We start from the raw sequence: 18,781 nt of genomic DNA on the forward strand, positions 1-18,781 counted from the left end.
TAACTCGGCATTACACTGGAAAGGTGCTGTTCGCGGCTGTCAAGCGAGCACGGGAAGGGAGCGCGATGCCGCACGAGCTGACCGAAAAGAAGCGAGCGGCGCTCAACCGATTGAAGACGGTGCGGGGCCATCTGGACGGGATCATTCGCATGCTCGAGGCGGACGCCTACTGCGTCGACGTCATGAAGCAGATTTCCGCGGTGCAGTCGGCGCTGGAGCGCACGAACCGGGTGGTGCTGCACAATCACCTGGAAACCTGCTTCTCGGAGGCCGTCATCGGCGGCCGAGGGCAGTCCGCGATCGACGAACTCGTGACGGCCCTCAAGTTCAGCCCCGCCCTGACCGGTCCCGAGGCGCGCCTCAACGACGCCACGGCCAAGCATCCAGACTCCGTGCCCTGCACGCAGGGCTTCGCCGCAGATCCTGGCGAAGCGGCTGATCCGTAGAGTTGACCTGTGAACGCAGTACCAGCACCTGATCCGGGGCCCGACGCCGGCACCGTCTGGCATTACGGCGATCCGCTCGGCGAGCAGCGCGCGGCCGAAACCACTGCCGCGGTGGTGGATCGCTCGCACCGCGGGGTCATCACGCTGACCGGCAAGGATCGCCAGACCTGGCTGCACAGCATCTCCAGCCAACACGTCAGCGACTTGCCCGAGGGGGCCTGCACGCAGAATCTCAGCCTCGACGGGCAGGGCCGAGTGGAGGACCACTGGATCCAGACCGAATTGGGCGGCACCACCTACCTCGATACCGAGCCGTGGCGCGCCGGACAGCTGCTGGAGTATCTGCGCAAGATGGTGTTTTGGTCTGATGTGACGCCGTCCGCCGCCGAGATGGCGGTGCTGTCGCTACTGGGCCCCCGGCTCGCCGATGATGGGGTGCTCGAAACGCTCGGCCTCGAGGCACTGCCCGCGGAGCTGACCGCGGTTCCGTTGCCGGGCGGCGGCTTTGTGCGCCGGATGCCGGGTGCTCCCGCCGGCCAAATCGAATTGGACCTGGTGGTTCCGCGCAGCGAAGCGGCAGGTTGGTGGAGCCGGTTGACGGCGGCCGGACTGCGACCAGCCGGCGTGTGGGCCTACGAGGCCCACCGGGTGGCCGCGTTGCGCCCACGGCTCGGCGTCGACACCGACGAGCGCACGATCCCGCACGAGGTCGGCTGGATCGGCGGCCCAGGAGAGGGAGCCGTCCACCTCGACAAGGGCTGCTACCGCGGGCAGGAGACCGTCGCACGGGTGCACAACCTGGGTCGACCGCCGCGGATGCTGGTGATGCTGCATCTCGACGGCTCGGCGGAGCGACCGTCGGCGGGTGATGCCGTCCTTGCCGGCGGCCGGGTCGTCGGACGCATCGGCACCGTGGTGGACCACGTAGACCTCGGGCCGGTCGCCCTGGCGCTCGTCAAGCGCGGTCTGCCCGCGGACACGGCGCTGGCGACCGGCCCGGAGGGGTCCGTGGCTGCGGTGATCGACCCCGATTCCCTGCCGCCGGCGGAACAGGTCGGAGCCGGGCGGTTGGCCGTTGAACGGTTGCGGGGCGGTGCGAGATAATCGTTGATGACGTCCGCCACAGCGGGCAGGGGGCACGACGTCCGGCCGTGAGGCACGGTAAACTGTCGGCAGGACAATACGACACCAGGAGATCGGAGCCGCCTACTTGTTAGGCCGCTCCGTTATTGCGCGAGGGGGTTCCCCCATGGGCCGCGGCCGGGCTAAGGCGAAGCAGACCAAGGTTGCGAGAGAACTGAAATACAGTTCGCCGCAGACCGACTTTCAGCGGCTACAGCGCGAGCTGTCGGGAACGAGCGCCGACGACTCCAGCGAGCTGGAGGACGACGGCCTCGGCGAGTCCTGGGCTGAGCGGGACGACTGGCGCCGCTAAGACTGTTGCAACCGTGCCGATGACGTGGTCATCGGCACGATATTTGTGACTGCCGAGCCTCGTGACGGCCTATGCTTGTGACGGTCGGCTCCTCAGAACCGCGGGTGCTGCCCGACTAGTTTCGCCCGCGGGCCTTCCTTCCCGCCTTTGCAGACGGTTCCGAGCACCCAGCAATCCAGGTGCCGCGCGGTCAGTATGGCCAACGCGCGGTCGGTGTCCTCCGCCGCGACGACGGCGACCATACCGACGCCCATGTTGAACGTCTTCTCCATCTCCTCGCGCGTCACCCGGCCGCGCTGCGCGATCATCGCGAAGACCGGCGCGGGCGTCCACGTGCCGCGGTCGATCTCGGCGACCAGCCCCTGAGGAATGACGCGTTCCAGGTTGCCCGCCAGGCCGCCGCCGGTGACGTGACAGAAAGTGCGCACCTGGGTTTCGGCGGCGAGCGCCAAGCAGTCCTTGGCGTAGATCCGCGTGGGTTCCAGCAGCTCTTCGCCGAGCGTGCGCCCGAACTCCTCCACGTAGCCGGCCAGGTTCATCCGGTCGATCTCCAGCAGCACCGCGCGGGCCAGCGAATATCCGTTTGAATGCAGGCCCGAGGAACCAAGGCCGATGATGACGTCGCCGGGTTTGACCCGGTCGGGCCCCAGCACGTCGTCGGCCTCGACGACGCCGATGCCGGTGGCCGAGATGTCGTAGTGATCCGGCTCCATCAGGCCCGGGTGTTCGGCCGTCTCGCCGCCGAGCAGCGCACAGCCGGCGCGCACGCAGCCCTCGGCGATGCCGGAGACGATCGCGCTCAGGCGTTCCGGCACCGTCCGGCCGACGGCGATGTAGTCCTGAAGGAACAGCGGCTCGGCGCCGCACACGACCAGGTCGTCGACCACCATGGCCACGAGGTCCAAGCCGACGGTGTCGTGCTTGTCCATCGCCTGAGCCACCGCCAACTTGGTGCCGACACCATCGGTGGACGCCGCCAGCAACGGCTCGCGGTAGTCACCCCGCAGCGCGAAGAGGCCGGCGAATCCGCCCAGTCCTCCGCGCACCTCGGGGCGGGTCGCCTTGGTCGCCAGCGGCTTGAACAGTTCGACGGCGCGGTCACCGGCTTCGATGTCCACCCCGGCCGACGCGTAGGTAATGCCCTGGCTGCCCGGCTCACGTCCGGGGCTTTTTCCGGGATCCGTCATCGCGATAAAGGCTACCGGTCGGCGCTGACCGCCGGTATCGAACATCCTCGGCGGGTCGACGGTGACGTCCGGTCAGTGCACAACCGGCACTTCGTCTTGCGCGAGATCTTCGAGCCCGGCGCCCCGCGCGGCGTTGGCGAGCATCTGCTCGACGACGTTCTTGCCCAGCGCCGTCTCGCCGGGCAGTTCGATCGGATACTTGCCGTCGAAGCAGGCGGTGCAGAGCCGCGACGCGGGTTGCTCCGAGGCGGCGACCAGGCCACGCAGCGAGATGTAGCCCAGGGTGTCGGCACCGATGGCGTGCCGCACCGCCTCGAGCATCTCCTCTTTGTCTTCGACCGCGTTGGCGATCAGCTCCGCCGGCGACGGGAAGTCGATGCCGTAGAAGCAGGGCCATTTCACCGGCGGCGAGGCGATGCGGACATGCACTTCGACGGCGCCTGCCTCGCGCAGCATGCGCAGCAGCGCACGCTGGGTGTTGCCCCGCACGATCGAGTCGTCCACGACGATGAGCCGTTTGCCCCGGATCACCTCGCGCAACGGGTTGAGCTTGAGCCTGATGCCGAGCTGCCGGATGGTCTGCGACGGCTGGATGAAGGTACGCCCGACGTAGGCGTTCTTCATCAGGCCCTGCCCATACGGGATGCCGGACTCCTGGGCGTACCCGACCGCGGCCGGGGTGCCCGATTCAGGCACCCCGATGACCAGGTCGGCGTCGACGGGGCGCTCGCGGGCCAACCGGCGACCGATTTCGACCCGGGTGCCGTGCACGGACCGGCCGGCGATGGTGCTGTCGGGCCGCGCCAGGTAGACGTACTCGAAGACGCAGCCCTTGGGGGTGGGGTTGGCGAACCGCGTGGAGCGCACGCCGTCGGCGTCGATCGCGAGAAGTTCGCCCGGCTCGATGTCGCGGACGAATGAGGCTCCGACAATGTCGAGCGCGGCCGTCTCCGACGCGACCACCCAGCCCCGATCCAACCGACCGAGCGAAAGTGGCCGCACGCCATGCGGATCGCGGCACGCGTACAGCGTGTTCTCGTCCATGAAGGTTAAGCAGAAGGCCCCCCGCACGGTGGGCAGCAGCGCCAGCGCGGCCTGTTCCAGCGTCGAGTCGGCGGCGCCGTGCGCGAGGAGCGCACCGAGGATGTCGGAATCCGTCGTCGCCGGGGCGGGGCAGCGCCGGGCGATCAGCCCGGCGTCACGAGCGCGGGCGGCGAGTTCGGCGGTGTTGACGAGGTTTCCGTTGTGTCCCAGCGCCACCCCGGTACCCGCGGCGGTGTTGCGGAACACCGGCTGGGCGTTCTCCCAGGTGGTGTCGCCCGTGGTGGAATAGCGGCAGTGGCCGATGGCGACGTGGCCGTGCATCGCGGCCAGGGTCTGCTCGTCGAAGACCTGACTCACCAAGCCCAGGTCCTTGAAGACCAGCACCTGCGATCCGTCCGCGACGGCGATGCCCGCCGCCTCCTGCCCGCGATGTTGCAGCGCGTACAGGCCGTAGTAAGTGAGCTTGGCGACTTCCTCGCCCGGCGCCCACACCCCAAATACACCGCACTCTTCGCGGGGTGAGTTCAGGTCCTGCTCGGCTGCTTCTGGTCCTGAGACGGTCACGATTCGGCGGCTCCCTGGGGAACGGTTGGTGACGTAATGGAGTCTACGGGCACGGTGTGCGCCACGCCGAATTGGCAGCGCGTGTTGGGTGCCGAAAATTCCCCGTGCGGGGCTGAACGTGCACTTCAGGGTTACATTCAGCCGATATCGAACAAGGGCAGCCAGTGGTCAATCTCACCGGCCCGCGCGCCGGAAAGGGTGAGCGTACCGGCGTTTTTCGCCGCGGCGACCGACGACATCCCGGTGACCAGCAGCAGCCAAGTACGGGGATCGGTTTCGACGACATTGGGCGGTGTGCCGCGGGTGTGCCGGGGCCCGGCGATGCACTGCACCGCGACGAACGGCGGGACGCGGACTTCGACGCTGGCGCCGGGCGCCGCCGCGGCCAGCGTGCGCGCGGTCAGACGCACCGCGGTCGCCAGGGTTCCCCGGTCGGGCGCCGGGCGGGATTCGTCGCGCAGCCAGTCCGCGACGCTCAACACGGCCTGTCGCGTCTTTGCCGGATCGGCTCTGTCCCGGGCGGCCATACCCTAGGGTCTCAAAAGCATGGATCCGCGCCGCGGGCCACCGCACAAGACCATCGGCCTCGTGACGATCGTGATCACGGGGTTCGTCGGGGCGGTGCTCTACCTCCAGTTCCGGGGGGAGTTCACGCCGGGCACCAGGCTGACCATGGTCGCGAGCCGCGCCGGCCTGGTGATGGACCCCGGCTCGAAGGTCACCTTCAACGGGGTACAGATCGGCCGGGTGGCGACCATCTCGGAGATCACCCGCGATGGCAAGCCCGCCGCCCAGCTGCTCCTGGACGTCACCCCCAAGTACGTCCACCTGATTCCGGCCAACGTGGCGGCCGCCGTCAAGGCCACCACCGTGTTCGGGAACAAGTACGTCGCGTTGACTTCGCCGAGCGAACCGTCGCCTCAACCAGTCACGCCGTCCACGGTCGTCGACGCGACCTCGGTGACGACCGAGTTCAACACGTTGTTCGAGACGTTGACCGAGATCGCCGAAAAGGTCGACCCCGTCAAGCTGAACCTAACGCTCAGCGGGGCGGCTCAGGCGCTTGACGGGCTGGGCGACAGATTCGGCGCCTCGCTGGTCAACGGCGACGCCATCCTTGATGACGTGAACCCGCAACTGCCCCGCGCCCGCGGCGACGTTCGACTGCTCGCCGCCCTGGGCGACACCTACGCCGACGCGGCACCGGACCTCTGGGACGCCCTGGCAAACGCGGTGACCACCGCGCGCGCTTTCCACCGGCAGGAGCGTGACCTGGACGTGGCGTTGCTGGCCGCGGCCGGGTTGGGCAACACCGGCGCGGAGATCGCCGGCCGTGGCGGGCCCTACCTCACGCGCGGGGCCGCCGACCTGGTCAGCACCAGCCGACTGCTCGACGAGTACAGCCCCGAGGTCTATTGCACTATCCGCAATTTCCACGACGTGGCCCCCAAGATCTACGCCGACCTGGGCAACAACGGCTACTCGCTCGGAGCGCGCTCATCCGGCGCCATCGCCGGAGCGCCCAACCCCTACATCTACCCGGAGAACCTGCCGCGGATCAACGCACACGGCGGGCCCGGTGGGCGACCGGGCTGTTGGCAGACCATCACGCGGGAACTTTGGCCGGCGCCGCTCCTGGTGATGGACACCGGCTTCAGCATCGCCCCCTACAACCACTTCGAACTCGGCTCACCGCTGGCGGTCGACTACGTGTGGGGCCGGCAGCTGGGTGACTACACCATCAATCCCTAAGCGCCACAAGCCTCAAGTGGCGCACCGATAACGCCGCACAAGCAGCGTCGCGACGGCACCCGCCTCGTTGATGGCCAGGTGCGCCAGCATCGGCGCGGCGAGGCTGCCGGAACGCTCGGCCAGCCAAGCGAAGAACCAGCCCGCACCTCCGGTGACCAGCACGGTGGGCAGCACCGGCTCCCCCGTCGAACGCGCATCGGTAACATGAGAGAGACCGAAAGCTATGGCCTGCAACGCCTTTCCCCCATTGGGACCGAAAGCACGGGAGGCGACGCCGGCCAGCGCCGCGCGAAACGCGGCCTCCTCGGCCCACACCGTGCCCACCGGTATCCGCACCAGGAGCCACCCCGGCGCCGACGGCGGCGTCGCGCGGGCGGCCATCGACGCGCGGACTGGCGGCAGCCACGCCGTCGCAGCGACCGCACCCACCGCCGCCGCCCCCACGGCCGAGCCCGTCCGCAATCCCGCCCACAACCGTGGTGGCCGAAGGCCCAACCCCGCCCGGGTCGCCAGCACCAGCAGCCCGCCGACGCCCGCCTGTAGCCCCAGCCGCAACGCCGTCGGAAGCCGTGGCGTGACGAAGCTCCACCCGACCAGGGCGGCGGCCAGGAACAGCGCCCGCAGCCGTCCTATCCGAAGAATCGCGGGAGCACCGCCTCGGACGTTTCGCGCAGTTCGGACAGCGGCACGGTGAACAGCCCCTGGACCTCGAGCGCGTCCGAATCCTGGTCTGTGACACCGATTCGGACCGCGGGCAGCCCGCGAGCCTCGCACATGGAACGAAATCGGCTTTCCTCGGTCCGCGGCACGGCCACCAGCACGCGGCCGGCGGACTCGGAGAACAACGTCACGAACGGATCGGCCCCCTCGGGAAGCACGAGGCGGCAACCCGTTTCACCCGCCAGGGCCGATTCGACCACGGCCTGGGCCAGCCCGCCCTCCGACAGGTCGTGCGCGGCGGACACCAGGCCGTCGCGCGACGCCGCCGTCAGCACCTCGGCCAAGAGCTTTTCCCGCGCCAGGTCGACCCGCGGGGGCAGCCCGCCCAGATGGTCGGCGGTCACCTGGGCCCAGACGGAACCGTCGAACTCGTCGTAGGTGTCGCCCAGCAGGATCAGTGTTTCACCGGGCTCACCGCCCAGGGCCGTGGGAATCCGGCGGCCGACGTCGTCGATCACGCCGAGCACGCCTACAACCGGCGTCGGCATGATCGCCGCCGAGCCCGTTTGGTTGTAGAAGCTGACGTTGCCGCCGGTCACCGGAATGCCAAGAGCCGCACAGCCGTCCGCCAGACCCCGGACCGCTTGCTGGAACTGCCACATCACTCCGGGGTCTTCGGGCGAGCCAAAATTGAGGCAGTTGGTCACCGCGACCGGCGTGGCGCCGGTGACCGCCACGTTGCGGTACGCCTCGGCCAGGGCGAGTTGGGCGCCGGTGTAGGGATCGAGCAAGGTGTAGCGACCCGACGCGTCGGTCGACAAAGCGATTCCACGCCCGGTGGATTCGTCGATGCGCAGCACGCCGCCGTCGGCGTGCTCGGCCAGCACGGTGTTGCCACGGACGTATCGGTCGTACTGCTCGGTGATGAATTTGCTGCTGCACAGATGCGGGCTGCCCAGCAGCGCAAGCAAGGTCGCCCGCAGCTCCTCCCCGGTTTTTGGTCGCGGCAGGCTCGTCGACCGGGCCGCGTTCAGGGCGTCCTGCGACTCGGGTCGCGCAACCGGCCGTTGGTACACCGGCCCCTCGTGTGCGACGGTCCTCGGCGGCACGTCGACGACGGTCTCGCCGTGCCAGGTGATCTGGAGCCGGTCACCCTCGGCGACCTCGCCGATCACGGTGGCCAGCACGTCCCATTTGCGGCAGACCGCCATAAAAGCGTCGACGTTCTCGGGCGATACCACCGCGCACATCCGCTCCTGCGACTCGCTGCACAGGACCTCCGCGGGTGCCATCCCCTGCGTCCGCAACGGGACGGTGTCGAGCCGAATCGCCATCCCGCCGTCTCCGGCCGACGCGAGTTCTGATGTGGCGCAGGCCAATCCAGCGCCACCGAGGTCCTGGATGCCGATCACCAGGCCCCCCGCGTAGAGCTCGAGGCAGCACTCGATGAGCACCTTCTCCATGAACGGGTCGCCCACCTGGACCGAGGGCAGCTTCTTGCGCGACCCGGTGCTGTCGAAGGTGTCGGACGCCAGCACGGAGACCCCGCCGATCCCGTCCAGGCCCGTCCGCGCGCCGAACAGGATGATCTTGTTGCCCCGGCCCGAGGCGAACGCCAGGTGCAGATCCTCCTGTCGTAATACGCCGACGCACAAGGCATTCACCAAAGGATTACCGGCGTAGCAGGCGTCGAACACGGTCTCGCCGCCGATGTTGGGCAGCCCGAGCGAGTTCCCATAGCCGCCGATGCCGCGGACCACACCGTCGACCACGCGACGGGTGTCGGGGCCGTCGGCCGCGCCGAACCGCAGCTGGTCCATCACGGCGATGGGCCGCGCGCCCATGGCCATGATGTCGCGCACGATGCCGCCGACGCCGGTGGCGGCGCCCTGGTAGGGCTCGACATAGGAAGGGTGGTTGTGCGATTCCACCTTGAACGTGACGGCCCAGCCGTCCCCGATGTCGACGACGCCGGCGTTCTCGCCGATTCCCGCCAGCATGCCGGCGCGCATCTCGTCGGTGGTGGTCTCGCCGAAGTAGCGCAGGTGGACCTTGGAGGATTTGTAGGAGCAGTGCTCGCTCCACATCACCGAGTACATCGCCAGCTCGGTGTCTGTGGGCCTGCGGCCCAGGATCTCGCGGATCCGCTCGTACTCGTCCTCTTTGAGGCCCAGCTCGCCGTAGGGCTGCGGCTGTTCGGGGGTGGCGGCGGCGTGCTCGACGGTGTCGATCGCGTGGGTGCGCTCGCTCGTCCCGGAGACAGTCACGCAGACAGTCTAGGGGGCCACCCGGCGCTGAGCAGGCGGGCGCCGTCGGCGTCGCTGCCGGCCCGCCCGGGCGGGCAGTCGCGTTTCACCGCACGTCGAGCATCGACGCCGGAGATTCACGCCGGCGCGAGGAAAGCGCGCATCGCCGCCGAGTACGCTGCGACGTCGTGCGCACCCATCAATTCCCGGGCGGAGTGCATGGCGAGCTGGGCGGCGCCCACGTCAACGGTGGGTATGCCGGTGCGCGCCGAAGCCAGCGGACCGATCGTCGACCCGCACGGCAGGTCGGCGCGATGCTCGTAACGCTGCAACCCGACCCCGGCCTGCCGGCAGGCCAGCGCGAACGCCGCGGCCGTGGGTCCGTCGGTGGCGTACCGCAGGTTCGGGTGCACCTTGAGTACCGGCCCGGCATTGACCTCGATCAGGTGGCCCGGCTCGTGCCGCTCCGGGTAGTTGGGGTGGGTGGCGTGCGCCATGTCCGCCGAGGCCAGCAGCGAGGACGACAGGCGCCGCAGATAGTCCTCCCTGCTGCCGCCGGCGACGAGGACGATCCGTTCCAGCACCATGCTGAGCAGGTTGGACTGCGCACCGTGGTCGGAGGACGACCCCACTTCCTCGTGGTCGAAGAGCACCAACACCGGCAGGAATCCCCGCGGTTCGGCGGCCAACAATGCCTCCATGCCGGCGTAGCAGCTGGCCTGATTGTCCAGCCGGGGGGCGCTCACCAGGCTGGCGTCGCTTCCAACCAATGTCGACGGCGTCAGATCGTGCGTCATGAGGTCGGCCGCAAGCACGTCGGCCGGTGCCACGCCCGCACGTTCGGCGACATAGTCGACAAACGAAACCGCTTGGGCGCCAACGCCCCAGACCGCGTTGACGTGCCGTTGCGGGTCCAATGTGAGCGACTTGCGATCCTCCGCCAGGTGGATGGCCAGCTGAGGCACCCGCAGGATCGGCTCGTCTACCCGAACCAGCCGCTGGGCGAGGCCCGCACCGTCGAGGACGGACAGGCGGCCGCTGATCCCGAGGTCCCGGTCCAGCCAGGAGTTGAGCCACGCTCCCCCATACGGCTCGAGCGCCACCACCCGCCAGCCAGCGACCAGCCGATCCGGGTGCTGTTTGACCCGCAGGTTGGGGCTGTCGGTGTGCGCGCCGACGATCCGGAACGGTCGATCGGGCCCGTCGGAATTCCAGGCGATCAGGGAGCCGGAGCGGACGATGAAGTACCGGCCGGGTTTCTCCGGCCAACGGTCGGCTTCCCCGAGTTCGGCATATCCGGCGGCGCCCAACCGGGCGGCCACCGTCGCGCAAGCGTGGTACGGGGATGGGGACGCGTCGATGAATTCGCAGAGACCTGCGGCGCTGGCCGACATGCCCACCATCATCGCTCCCGACGCTCCCCGTCGCCGCGCAGGCCACATCGCGCGGCTCCTCACTCGCGCCGCTCCCGACGCTCCCCGTCGCCGCGCAGGCCATACCCACTAGGGTCAGCAGAGTGCCTCCGGTTCAGCCACAGCCCATCCTCGAGCCGTTGACGCCCGCCGCGATATTTCTCGTGGTCACGATCGACGACGGCGGGGAGGAGGCTGTCCACGACGCGCTGCCGGACATATCCGGACTGGTGCGCGCGATCGGATTCCGCGAACCGCCGAAGCGCCTGTCGGCCATCACCTCGATCGGATCCGACGCCTGGGACCGGCTGTTCTCGGGTCCACGCCCCAGGGAACTGCACCGGTTCGTCGAGCTCAACGGCCCGTGCCACCACGGGCCCGCCACGCCCGGAGACCTGTTGTTCCACATCCGCGCTGAGAGCCTGGACGTCTGTTTCGAGCTGGCCGACCGGATCCTCCGGTCGATGGAAGGCGCGGTCACTGTCGTCGACGAAGTGCACGGGTTCCGTTACTTCGACAACCGCGACCTATTGGGGTTCGTCGACGGCACCGAGAATCCCGACGGCGCACTGGCGCTCAGCGCCACCCAGATCGGTGACGACGACCCCGACTTCGCCGGCTCCTGCTACGTCCACGTGCAGAAGTACGTGCACAACCTGTCGTCCTGGAATTCGCTGTCGGTCACCGAACAGGAACTGGTCATCGGCCGGACCAAACTGGAAAACCTCGAACTCGATGACGACGACAAGCCTGCGAACTCCCATATCGCGCTGAACGTCATCACCGACGACGACGGCACCGAGCTCAAGATCGTGCGGCACAACATGCCGTTCGGCGAGCTCGGCAAGGGCGAGTACGGGACCTACTTCATCGGCTACTCGCGCACTCCGAAAGTGACCGAGCAAATGCTGGAGAACATGTTCTTCGGTGATCCGCCCGGCAACACCGACCGCATTCTGGACTTCTCGACGGCGGTCACCGGCGGCCTGTTCTTCTCCCCCACCCTCGACTTCCTCGATGATCCGCCTCCCCTGCCCGTCGCGGCGGAGGGGGCAACACCCACCCCCGCTTCTGTTGAAGGCTCACTGTCGATCGGCAGCCTGAAAGGAACCGCCCGATGAAAAACAACCTCTATCGCGACCTGGCCCCGATCACCGACGCCGCTTGGGAAGAAATCGAGTTGGAGGCGACTCGGACGTTCAAACGCCACATCGCCGGACGCCGGGTGGTCGACGTCAGTGGGCCCGGCGGCCCGGTCACCGCGGCGGTCAGCACGGGCCGCCTGCAAGACGTCGCCGCCCCCACCGACGGGGTGGTGGCCCACCTGCGGGAGAGCAAACCGCTTGTGCGGCTGCGTGTTCCGTTCACCCTGTCACGAACGGAAATCGACAACGTGGAGCGAGGCGCCAACGACTCCGACTGGGATCCGGTCAAGGCCGCGGCGAAGAAGCTCGCCTTCGTCGAGGACCGGACCATCTTCGAGGGCTACGGCGCCGCGTCCATCGACGGCATCCGAAGCTGCAGCTCCAATCCGGCGCTGACACTGCCGGAGGACCCACGGGACATGCCCGACGCCATCTCCCAGGCGCTGACGGGGTTGCGCCTGGCCGGTGTCGACGGCCCGTATTCGGTGCTGCTGGCCGCCGACGTCTACACGAAGGTGAGCGAAACCACCGCCCATGGTTATCCCATCCGCGAGCACTTGAACCGACTGGTCGACGGGGACATCATCTGGGCGCCGGCCATCGATGGCGCCTTCGTGCTGACCACTCGCGGCGGAGACTTCGACCTGCAGCTGGGCACCGACGTCGCCATCGGTTACCTCAACCACGACGCCGACACGGTGCAGCTATACCTGCAGGAGACCCTGACGTTCTTGTGCTACACGGCCGAGGCGTCGGTCTGCCTAGCCCCGTAGGCACAATCGCCCGCGCCCGCTGCTCATGGGGGAGCAAGCGAACTTCTCCCCTGAAAGCAGCATTCGATGGCAGCAACATTGTCCCGCCCCACGCCTCGGTGACCGGGGCGACGTCGGGAATCGGCCGCAAAACGGCGCCTTGCTTGGGCGGCTCCAGAAAGACCAACTTCCGGGCTGGGGCAGCGACAGCCCGGACGCTTAAACCAGCGGCTCTCCCCCGTCCACCTTCAAGGTGATGTCGACGACCTCGGTGGCGGTCCCGCTGCGTCCGTAGGCATCAGCGAGCGTGGGTTGATCCCGGCCGGCCGCGATGACCCGCGCACCCTCCCAAGGCGGTATCGCGACCGAGGACTGTTGCGCGCGGCCCAATTCGGTGCATACTGGGTCATACAACCCATAATCAGCAGACGCGGGGCAGGGTTGGAAAACACTCGTCGAACGCGGCATGGCGCTCGATTGTCCATTGCGCTTCGCCAGGAGGATCTCATGCCCGCTGTCCACCATCGCTACGCCGTCATCGACGGGTATCGGCTCTTCTACCGCGAAGCAGGCCGTCCCGACGCTCCCGCGTTGGTGCTGTTGCACGGGTTCCCCACCAGCTCGTACATGTTTCGGCACCTGATTCCCGCGCTCGCCGACCGCTACCACGTGATTGCGCCCGACCATCTCGGCTTCGGGCTTTCCGACGCGCCGCCCGTCACGGAGTTCGACTACAGCTTCGACGCGCTGACCGACCTGACCGCGAGCCTGCTCGCGGCCCTGGGAGTCGAACGCTACGCGATCTACGTGCAGGACTACGGCGCGCCGGTCGGATGGCGGCTGGCGCTGCGTCGACCGTCCGCGATCACGGCGATCATCACTCAAAACGGCAACGGCTACGACGCGGGATTCGTGGACAGCTTCTGGAAGATTGTCCGCGCTTACCAGAACGAGCCGACCGTCGACACCGAAACCGCGGTGCGGCAGTTCTTCACGCTGGAGGCCACCCGTTGGCAGTACCTCACGGGCGTCGATGACGAGACGCTGATCGACCCGGAGTGCTGGCATCACGACTACGCCCTGATTTCGCGGCCGGGCAACGACCTGATACAGCTGAAGCTGCTGCGGGACTATGCGACCAACGCCCCGCTGTATCCGCGCCTGCACGAGTATTTCCGCGCCACCCAAGTGCCGCTGCTGGCGGTGTGGGGTCGCGGTGACGAGATCTTCGGTCCGGCCGGTGCCGAGGCGTTTGCCGACGACCTTCCCTATGCCGAGATCCATCTGCTCGACGGCGGGCACTTCCTGCTCGAGTCCGCCTTGACGGAGGTGGCGCGGCGGATCCGCGACTTCCTCGCCAGGCGGCTCCCCGCCGGCTCCGGATAGGACGTCCGCGGCGCGGCCCCAATGGGCTGGATATCCCATAACCGGAGTCGCCCGCGGGTTAGCCTGGCGCGATGGCGCATCCTGAATGTCGTGACGGACAACGGTTGACCGCCAAAGGGCGCGCCACCCGCGACCGGATCGTGGAGGCCGCCGCCCAGCTGATCGTCAACGACGGCCTGTCGACGGCAAGCATGGAGAATGTGCGCCGGGCGGCCTCGGTCAGCGGGTCTCAGCTCGCCCACTATTTCGCGGACAAGGGCGCGTTGATCCGCGCGGTGATCAGGCGGCAAATCGGTGTGGTTCTCCACTTTCACCGGCAGCCCCGCCTCGGTGGCCTGGAGTCGTTCGACGACTTCGAGCGGTGGATCGATCTCAACATGCGCTATCTACGACGCATCGGATACAGCGGCACGCCGACGTACCACACCCTCGCCGCGCAGCTGGTCAAGTCCGACGACGCGACGCGCGCCACGCTGGGCGAGGGGTACCGGCAGTGGATCGACCTGCTCGAGCAGTCGATCGAGCGGATGAAGGATCGCGGCGTCCTGGTGAAGGGTGCCGACCCTCGCCGGCTGGCCTTGGTGATCGTCGGCGCCCACCAGGGTGGCGGCACCCTGGCCTTCACGTACCGGGCGGAGTGGCCCCATGCGGACGCCGTTCGGTTCGCCGTGAACTATCTGCGAATGTTCGCCGCCGATCCCGCCGAGCGGGCCCCGCGCCCCGCCCGGCGGCCCCGCGCTCGGCGCGTCACCGAGCAAGCCATGATCGGCCAACGGCGCCAACATGTCTGAGGATCTACCACTGACCCGGAAGGGATTGGCGACGCGGGCCCGCATCGTTGACGCCGCCGCTCGTCTGATGTTCGCCCGTGGGGTCGCCGACACCAGCATCGACCAGGTGCGGCGGGCGGCGCGGGTGAGCGGGTCGCAGATCTCGCATTACTTTCGCGATAAGCGCGAGTTGACCCGTCATGTCGTGGCCGCACGCCGGCAGGACGTCCGGGTGTTTCACACCCAGCCGAAATTGCGCGGCCTCGACAGCCTCGCCGACCTGCAGGCCTGGGCCGACGCCTGCGTGGCCGCCATCGACCCCGTCTACCGGGTGGGCGGCTGTGTTTACGGTTCGCTGGCCGGTGAGCTGATCGAGGCCGACGACGAATTCCACGAGGAACTGTCAGCCGGGTACGACGAGTGGATCGATCTGTTCCGTACCGGCCTGACCGCAATGCGCGACCGTGGCGACTTGCGTCCCGACGCAGACCCTCGGCACCTCGCTGTGTCACTGGTGGTGGCACACCAGGGCGGCGCCTTACTCACCCATGCCACCGACGACGCGGAACCCATGCGGGTGGCCGTTGATGCCGCCGTCGACTACGTGCGCTCCTTCGCCCGGCGAAAGCCGGTCAGGCGCCGCCCGAAGTCATGAAGGCAATGCCGAAGCTGGACAAGGATGGGTCTAGCAGCCCATAATAATGGGTTATATGGCCCAATAAAGGGCACGACGCGATAGGTACGCGTTGTTCGAACCGCATGCACAAAGCCGCGGATTCACGGGGCCCCGCCGACGAGCGGAGGGAAGAGGCACAAACACGATGTCGACCACGAGCGCATCCAGCCCGCCGCCCACCGCGCCAACCGTGGTCCGCGAGGAGCCCGGTGGGGAAACGATGCGGGCGATAGTCCTGAACGGGTTCGGCGGGCTCGACAACCTGGTCTACACCGAAATCCCCAAGCCGCTGCCCCGAGACGGCGAAGTCGTGATCGAGGTCAAGGGATTCGGAATCAACCACGCCGAGATGCACATGCGTCGGGGGGAATGGGCCGAGGCCGCCGAAGTCAGCGGAATCGAATGCGTCGGCATCGTCGAGTCGTGCCCGAGCCGCGAATTCCCTACCGGCGCCAAGGTGGCGGCGCTGATGGGCGGCCTGGGCCGAACGGTCAACGGCAGCTATGCCGCATACACACGCGTGCGCGCGGCCAACGTGGCGCTCATCGAATCCAATCTGCCATGGTCGGTCCTGGCGGCGTTGCCCGAAACATACGCCGTGGCCTGGACGTGCCTGTTCCGCAACCTGGACCTGCAGGCCGGACAGACGCTGCTGCTACGCGGCGCGACCTCCTCGTTCGGCCAGGCCGCGCTGAAGATGGCGGTCGCCGCCGGCGCCAACGTCATTGCGACCACCCGCAGCCCCAAGCGCATCGCGCAACTAGAGGGCCTCGGCGCGTCCCGCGTCGAGCTGGAGAGGCCGGACCTGGCTGCCCACATCGCCGAAGCCAAGCAACTCGACGCGGTGCTCGACCTGGTCGGGAACAGCACGATCCTCGATTCGCTCGACATGCTTCGCCGCGGTGGCACCGCCTGCCTGGCGGGATGGCTGGGCGGACTCGAGCCGATCGCCGACTTCAACCCGCTGCTGCGCATGGCCAGCGGGGTGAACCTCAACTTCTTCGGCAGCTTTGTGTTCGGGACTCCAGGCTTCCCGCTCTCCGATGTGCCCCTGCAAGACATTGCCCGGCAGGTTGCCGCCGGCCGGCTCGACGCAAAGCCGTCGCGCGTCTTCGGTTTTGACCAGATCCGGGAGGCGCACCGGGCCATGGAGTCGGGGGAGGCCGGCGGGAAAATGGTTGTCGTCATGCAGTGAGATAGCGATATATACCGGCCGGCCAATCGGATCCGCCACAGGGGGCGCGGCGTCTCTTTGCCGTGCGTCCGGATGTCTTTGAACGAAAGCTGAGCGCTGACCATGCCGACCCCTACTCGACTTCACACCGTGCCTTCCGTCCTCGTCTTCGACGTGAACGAAACCCTCCTCGACATCGAGTCGCTGGCACCGCTGTTCGGCGACTTGTTCGGCGATGAACGAATACTGCGCGAGTGGTTCGCTCAGCTCGTCATGTATTCGATGACCGTCACGCTGGCGGACAGTTACGTCACCTTCTCGACCCTCGCCCAGGGCGTGCTGCGCATGCTCGGTGACATCTACCGTGTCGACGTCACCGATGCCGACCTCCAACGCCTGAAGACCGGCCTACTCACCATGCCGGCACATCCCGACGTAGCGGATGGTCTTACTACGTTGCGCGACGATGGTTTTCGACTCGCCACCTTGACCAACTCGCCGCCCAATCCGGACGGTCCGACGGCACTGCAGCACTCGGGGCTGGGCGAATTCTTCGAGCTACAGCTGACCGTGGACTCCTGCCAGGCTTTCAAGCCCGCACCGGCGGTCTACCGGCACGCGTGTGAGCGGATCGGCGCCGAGCCGCGGGATTGCATGATGGTGGCCGCGCATGTGTGGGACACCCTCGGCGCGCAGAACGTCGGCTTCAGCGGCGCCCTGATCACCCGGCCCGGCAATCCCCCGCTGCCGGTGCGTGGCCTGCCGCAGCCAGACCTCGTCGTGAGTGACCTGCGGCAGCTGGCCGAACGGCTCATCAGTACCCGTCGCTAACAACACCGGAAAGATGAAAAATGGCCGCAGACAATGCCTTCGACGTGGTTATTCTCGGCGCCGGGCCCGTCGGTCAGAACGCCGCCGAACGCGCTTGTGCCGCACGGCTCACCGTTGCCGTGGTGGAGCGTGAGCTCGTGGGTGGTGAATGTTCGTACTGGGCCTGCGTGCCCAGCAAGGCGCTGTTGCGTCCGGTGATCGCGCTGTCGGACGCCCGCCGAATCGGCGGTGCCCGCGAGGCAGTGGCCGGGTCCCTCAGCCCGGCTGGGGTATTCACCCGCCGCAACCGCTACGTCACCGACTGGGACGACAGCGGCCAGGCCGACTGGGTGCGCGGAATCGGCGCGACGCCAGGCAACCGATAGGAGCGCTGTACCCGGGCGGCTCGCGGTCGTCGGCGGCGGCGGTGTCGGCGTCGAAATGGCCTTCGCATGGCAGGGACTGGGCTCACAGGTGACCCTGCTGGTCAGGAACCCGGGCCTCCTGCCACGCATGGAGCCGTTCGTGGGTGAGCTGATCGGCCGCGGCCTCGTCGAGGCGGGCGTGGACGTGCGCGTAGGGGCGGGGGTCCGCGCGCTGCGGCGGCCACCGGGCGAGTCGGTGACACTTGAACTGGACGGCGACGCCGAACTGCAAGTCGACGAGGTGCTCTTCGCCACGGGGCGGGCACCGCTCACCGATGACATCGGGCTGGACACCGTCGGCTTGGCCCCGGGCAGCTGGCTCGACGTTGACGACACCTGCCGGGTGCGGGCGGTTGACGGGGGTTGGCTCTATGCCGCGGGCGACGTCAACCACCGGGCCCTGCTCACGCATCAGGGCAAGTACCAGGGTCGCATCGCAGGCGCGGCCATCGGCGCACGGGCGGCGGGCGGCCCGCTGGACACCTCCCCCTGGGGAGCGCACGCGACGACCGCCGATCACTACGCGGTGCCGCAGGCCTTCTTCACCGATCCGGAAGCCGCCGCGGTGGGGATGACGGCGGAACAAGCCGAGCGGGCCGGCTTGCGTGTGCGGGTGGTGGACATCGAGATCGGCGACGCCGTCATGGGCGCAAAGCTCTATGCCGACGGGTACACGGGTAGGGCGCGGATGGTGGTCGACCCGGATCGGGGCTGCTTGGTCGGCATGACCATGGTCGGCCCAGGCGTCACCGAGTTGCTGCACTCGGCCACGATCGCCGTCGTGGGCCAGGTTCCCCTCGACCGGCTCTGGCACGCGGTGCCCTGCTTCCCGACGATCAGCGAGCTGTGGCTGAGGCTGCTCGAGGCATACCGGGATGCGCCGGGCGATAATTGATA

The 18,781-nt window shown here is 68.2% G+C and carries 18 protein-coding genes and 1 pseudogene; 12 read left to right on the forward strand and 7 right to left on the reverse strand.

Annotation, left to right across the window (positions count from 1 at the left end; all coding sequences use genetic code 11):
- Positions 1–65: 65 nt before the first annotated feature.
- The 3 genes from G6N56_RS13490 (at position 66) to G6N56_RS13500 (ending at position 1,881) form a co-directional block, all read left to right on the forward strand.
- On the forward strand, positions 66–446 hold the full coding sequence (locus tag G6N56_RS13490) for a metal-sensitive transcriptional regulator (RefSeq protein ID WP_085255742.1): 381 nt from the start codon (positions 66–68) through the stop codon (positions 444–446).
- 9 nt (positions 447–455) lie between these two features.
- The gene (gene ygfZ, locus G6N56_RS13495; protein ID WP_085255741.1) at positions 456–1,550 is read left to right on the forward strand and encodes a CAF17-like 4Fe-4S cluster assembly/insertion protein YgfZ; all 1,095 of its coding nucleotides are present in this window, start codon (positions 456–458) and stop codon (positions 1,548–1,550) included.
- 145 nt (positions 1,551–1,695) lie between these two features.
- On the forward strand, positions 1,696–1,881 hold the full coding sequence (locus G6N56_RS13500; RefSeq protein WP_085255740.1) for a DUF3073 domain-containing protein: 186 nt from the start codon (positions 1,696–1,698) through the stop codon (positions 1,879–1,881).
- A gap of 92 nt (positions 1,882–1,973) precedes the next feature.
- On the opposite strand, the gene purM is transcribed toward G6N56_RS13500, so the two are convergent.
- The 3 genes from purM to G6N56_RS13515 all read right to left on the reverse strand — a co-directional run bounded on the left by purM (position 1,974) and on the right by G6N56_RS13515 (position 5,203).
- Positions 1,974–3,068, reverse strand: coding sequence for a phosphoribosylformylglycinamidine cyclo-ligase (gene purM / locus G6N56_RS13505; RefSeq protein ID WP_085255891.1), 1,095 nt, complete (start codon positions 3,066–3,068; stop codon positions 1,974–1,976).
- A gap of 72 nt (positions 3,069–3,140) precedes the next feature.
- Positions 3,141–4,676, reverse strand: a complete 1,536-nt coding sequence (gene purF / locus G6N56_RS13510) for an amidophosphoribosyltransferase (protein ID WP_085255739.1) — start codon at positions 4,674–4,676, stop codon at positions 3,141–3,143.
- A 137-nt stretch (positions 4,677–4,813) separates the two neighbouring features.
- On the reverse strand, positions 4,814–5,203 hold the full coding sequence (locus G6N56_RS13515; RefSeq protein ID WP_085255738.1) for a sterol carrier family protein: 390 nt from the start codon (positions 5,201–5,203) through the stop codon (positions 4,814–4,816).
- 19 nt (positions 5,204–5,222) lie between these two features.
- Between G6N56_RS13515 and G6N56_RS13520 the strand changes: the two genes are divergently transcribed.
- Positions 5,223–6,428, forward strand: a complete 1,206-nt coding sequence (locus G6N56_RS13520; protein WP_085255737.1) for an MCE family protein — start codon at positions 5,223–5,225, stop codon at positions 6,426–6,428.
- 12 nt (positions 6,429–6,440) lie between these two features.
- Here G6N56_RS13520 and G6N56_RS13525 read toward each other — a convergent pair whose 3' ends face one another.
- The 3 genes from G6N56_RS13525 to G6N56_RS13535 all read right to left on the reverse strand — a co-directional run bounded on the left by G6N56_RS13525 (position 6,441) and on the right by G6N56_RS13535 (position 10,728).
- The gene (locus G6N56_RS13525) at positions 6,441–7,061 is read right to left on the reverse strand and encodes an Rv0804 family intramembrane glutamic endopeptidase (protein ID WP_142280610.1); all 621 of its coding nucleotides are present in this window, start codon (positions 7,059–7,061) and stop codon (positions 6,441–6,443) included.
- Positions 7,058–9,355, reverse strand: a complete 2,298-nt coding sequence (gene purL, locus G6N56_RS13530) for a phosphoribosylformylglycinamidine synthase subunit PurL (protein WP_163645118.1) — start codon at positions 9,353–9,355, stop codon at positions 7,058–7,060. Before purL ends, G6N56_RS13525 begins: the two co-directional genes overlap by 4 nt.
- A gap of 116 nt (positions 9,356–9,471) precedes the next feature.
- On the reverse strand, positions 9,472–10,728 hold the full coding sequence (locus G6N56_RS13535; protein WP_085255889.1) for a M18 family aminopeptidase: 1,257 nt from the start codon (positions 10,726–10,728) through the stop codon (positions 9,472–9,474).
- A gap of 122 nt (positions 10,729–10,850) precedes the next feature.
- Between G6N56_RS13535 and G6N56_RS13540 the strand changes: the two genes are divergently transcribed.
- Together G6N56_RS13540 and G6N56_RS13545 are read left to right on the forward strand one after the other, a co-directional pair.
- Entirely contained in the window at positions 10,851–11,867 is a 1,017-nt protein-coding gene (locus G6N56_RS13540) for a Dyp-type peroxidase (RefSeq protein WP_085255735.1), read from the forward strand.
- Positions 11,864–12,664, forward strand: a complete 801-nt coding sequence (locus G6N56_RS13545) for a family 1 encapsulin nanocompartment shell protein (protein ID WP_085255734.1) — start codon at positions 11,864–11,866, stop codon at positions 12,662–12,664. Before G6N56_RS13540 ends, G6N56_RS13545 begins: the two co-directional genes overlap by 4 nt.
- A gap of 198 nt (positions 12,665–12,862) precedes the next feature.
- Here the strand turns inward: G6N56_RS13545 and G6N56_RS13550 are convergent, their stop codons facing one another.
- A complete protein-coding gene (locus G6N56_RS13550) occupies positions 12,863–13,033 on the reverse strand; it encodes a hypothetical protein (protein ID WP_158090717.1) in 171 nt (56 codons plus the stop codon).
- 117 nt (positions 13,034–13,150) lie between these two features.
- Between G6N56_RS13550 and G6N56_RS13555 the strand changes: the two genes are divergently transcribed.
- The 6 genes and pseudogenes from G6N56_RS13555 (at position 13,151) to G6N56_RS13580 (ending at position 18,779) form a co-directional block, all read left to right on the forward strand.
- Positions 13,151–14,029, forward strand: coding sequence for an alpha/beta fold hydrolase (locus G6N56_RS13555; RefSeq protein ID WP_085255732.1), 879 nt, complete (start codon positions 13,151–13,153; stop codon positions 14,027–14,029).
- A 71-nt stretch (positions 14,030–14,100) separates the two neighbouring features.
- Positions 14,101–14,820, forward strand: a complete 720-nt coding sequence (locus G6N56_RS13560; RefSeq protein WP_085255731.1) for a TetR/AcrR family transcriptional regulator — start codon at positions 14,101–14,103, stop codon at positions 14,818–14,820.
- Complete coding sequence (locus G6N56_RS13565) at positions 14,813–15,454, forward strand: TetR/AcrR family transcriptional regulator (RefSeq protein WP_085255730.1); 642 nt, start codon at positions 14,813–14,815, stop codon at positions 15,452–15,454. The genes G6N56_RS13560 and G6N56_RS13565 overlap by 8 nt, the downstream gene beginning before the upstream one ends.
- Before the next feature lie 166 nt (positions 15,455–15,620).
- Positions 15,621–16,670, forward strand: coding sequence for a zinc-binding alcohol dehydrogenase family protein (locus tag G6N56_RS13570; protein WP_085255729.1), 1,050 nt, complete (start codon positions 15,621–15,623; stop codon positions 16,668–16,670).
- Positions 16,671–16,772: 102 nt separating this feature from the next.
- Entirely contained in the window at positions 16,773–17,480 is a 708-nt protein-coding gene (locus tag G6N56_RS13575; protein WP_085255728.1) for a haloacid dehalogenase type II, read from the forward strand.
- Positions 17,481–17,500: 20 nt separating this feature from the next.
- Positions 17,501–18,779: pseudogene (locus G6N56_RS13580) on the forward strand (FAD-dependent oxidoreductase).
- Positions 18,780–18,781 lie beyond the last annotated feature (2 nt).

This window comes from Mycobacterium saskatchewanense (genome assembly GCF_010729105.1).
GTDB classification, from domain to species: Bacteria; Actinomycetota; Actinomycetes; order Mycobacteriales; family Mycobacteriaceae; genus Mycobacterium; species Mycobacterium saskatchewanense.

Coding starts and splice junctions, on each gene's coding strand:
- G6N56_RS13545 (WP_085255734.1), top strand. CDS start 11,864: ATGAAAAACAACCTCTATCGCGACCTGGCCCCGATCACCGACGCCGCT.
- G6N56_RS13500 (WP_085255740.1), top strand. CDS start 1,696: ATGGGCCGCGGCCGGGCTAAGGCGAAGCAGACCAAGGTTGCGAGAGAA.
- G6N56_RS13565 (WP_085255730.1), top strand. CDS start 14,813: ATGTCTGAGGATCTACCACTGACCCGGAAGGGATTGGCGACGCGGGCC.
- G6N56_RS13490 (WP_085255742.1), top strand. CDS start 66: ATGCCGCACGAGCTGACCGAAAAGAAGCGAGCGGCGCTCAACCGATTG.
- G6N56_RS13560 (WP_085255731.1), top strand. CDS start 14,101: ATGGCGCATCCTGAATGTCGTGACGGACAACGGTTGACCGCCAAAGGG.
- G6N56_RS13555 (WP_085255732.1), top strand. CDS start 13,151: ATGCCCGCTGTCCACCATCGCTACGCCGTCATCGACGGGTATCGGCTC.
- purM (WP_085255891.1), bottom strand. CDS start 3,068: ATGACGGATCCCGGAAAAAGCCCCGGACGTGAGCCGGGCAGCCAGGGC.
- G6N56_RS13575 (WP_085255728.1), top strand. CDS start 16,773: ATGCCGACCCCTACTCGACTTCACACCGTGCCTTCCGTCCTCGTCTTC.
- G6N56_RS13570 (WP_085255729.1), top strand. CDS start 15,621: ATGTCGACCACGAGCGCATCCAGCCCGCCGCCCACCGCGCCAACCGTG.
- G6N56_RS13535 (WP_085255889.1), bottom strand. CDS start 10,728: ATGTCGGCCAGCGCCGCAGGTCTCTGCGAATTCATCGACGCGTCCCCA.
- G6N56_RS13520 (WP_085255737.1), top strand. CDS start 5,223: ATGGATCCGCGCCGCGGGCCACCGCACAAGACCATCGGCCTCGTGACG.
- G6N56_RS13515 (WP_085255738.1), bottom strand. CDS start 5,203: ATGGCCGCCCGGGACAGAGCCGATCCGGCAAAGACGCGACAGGCCGTG.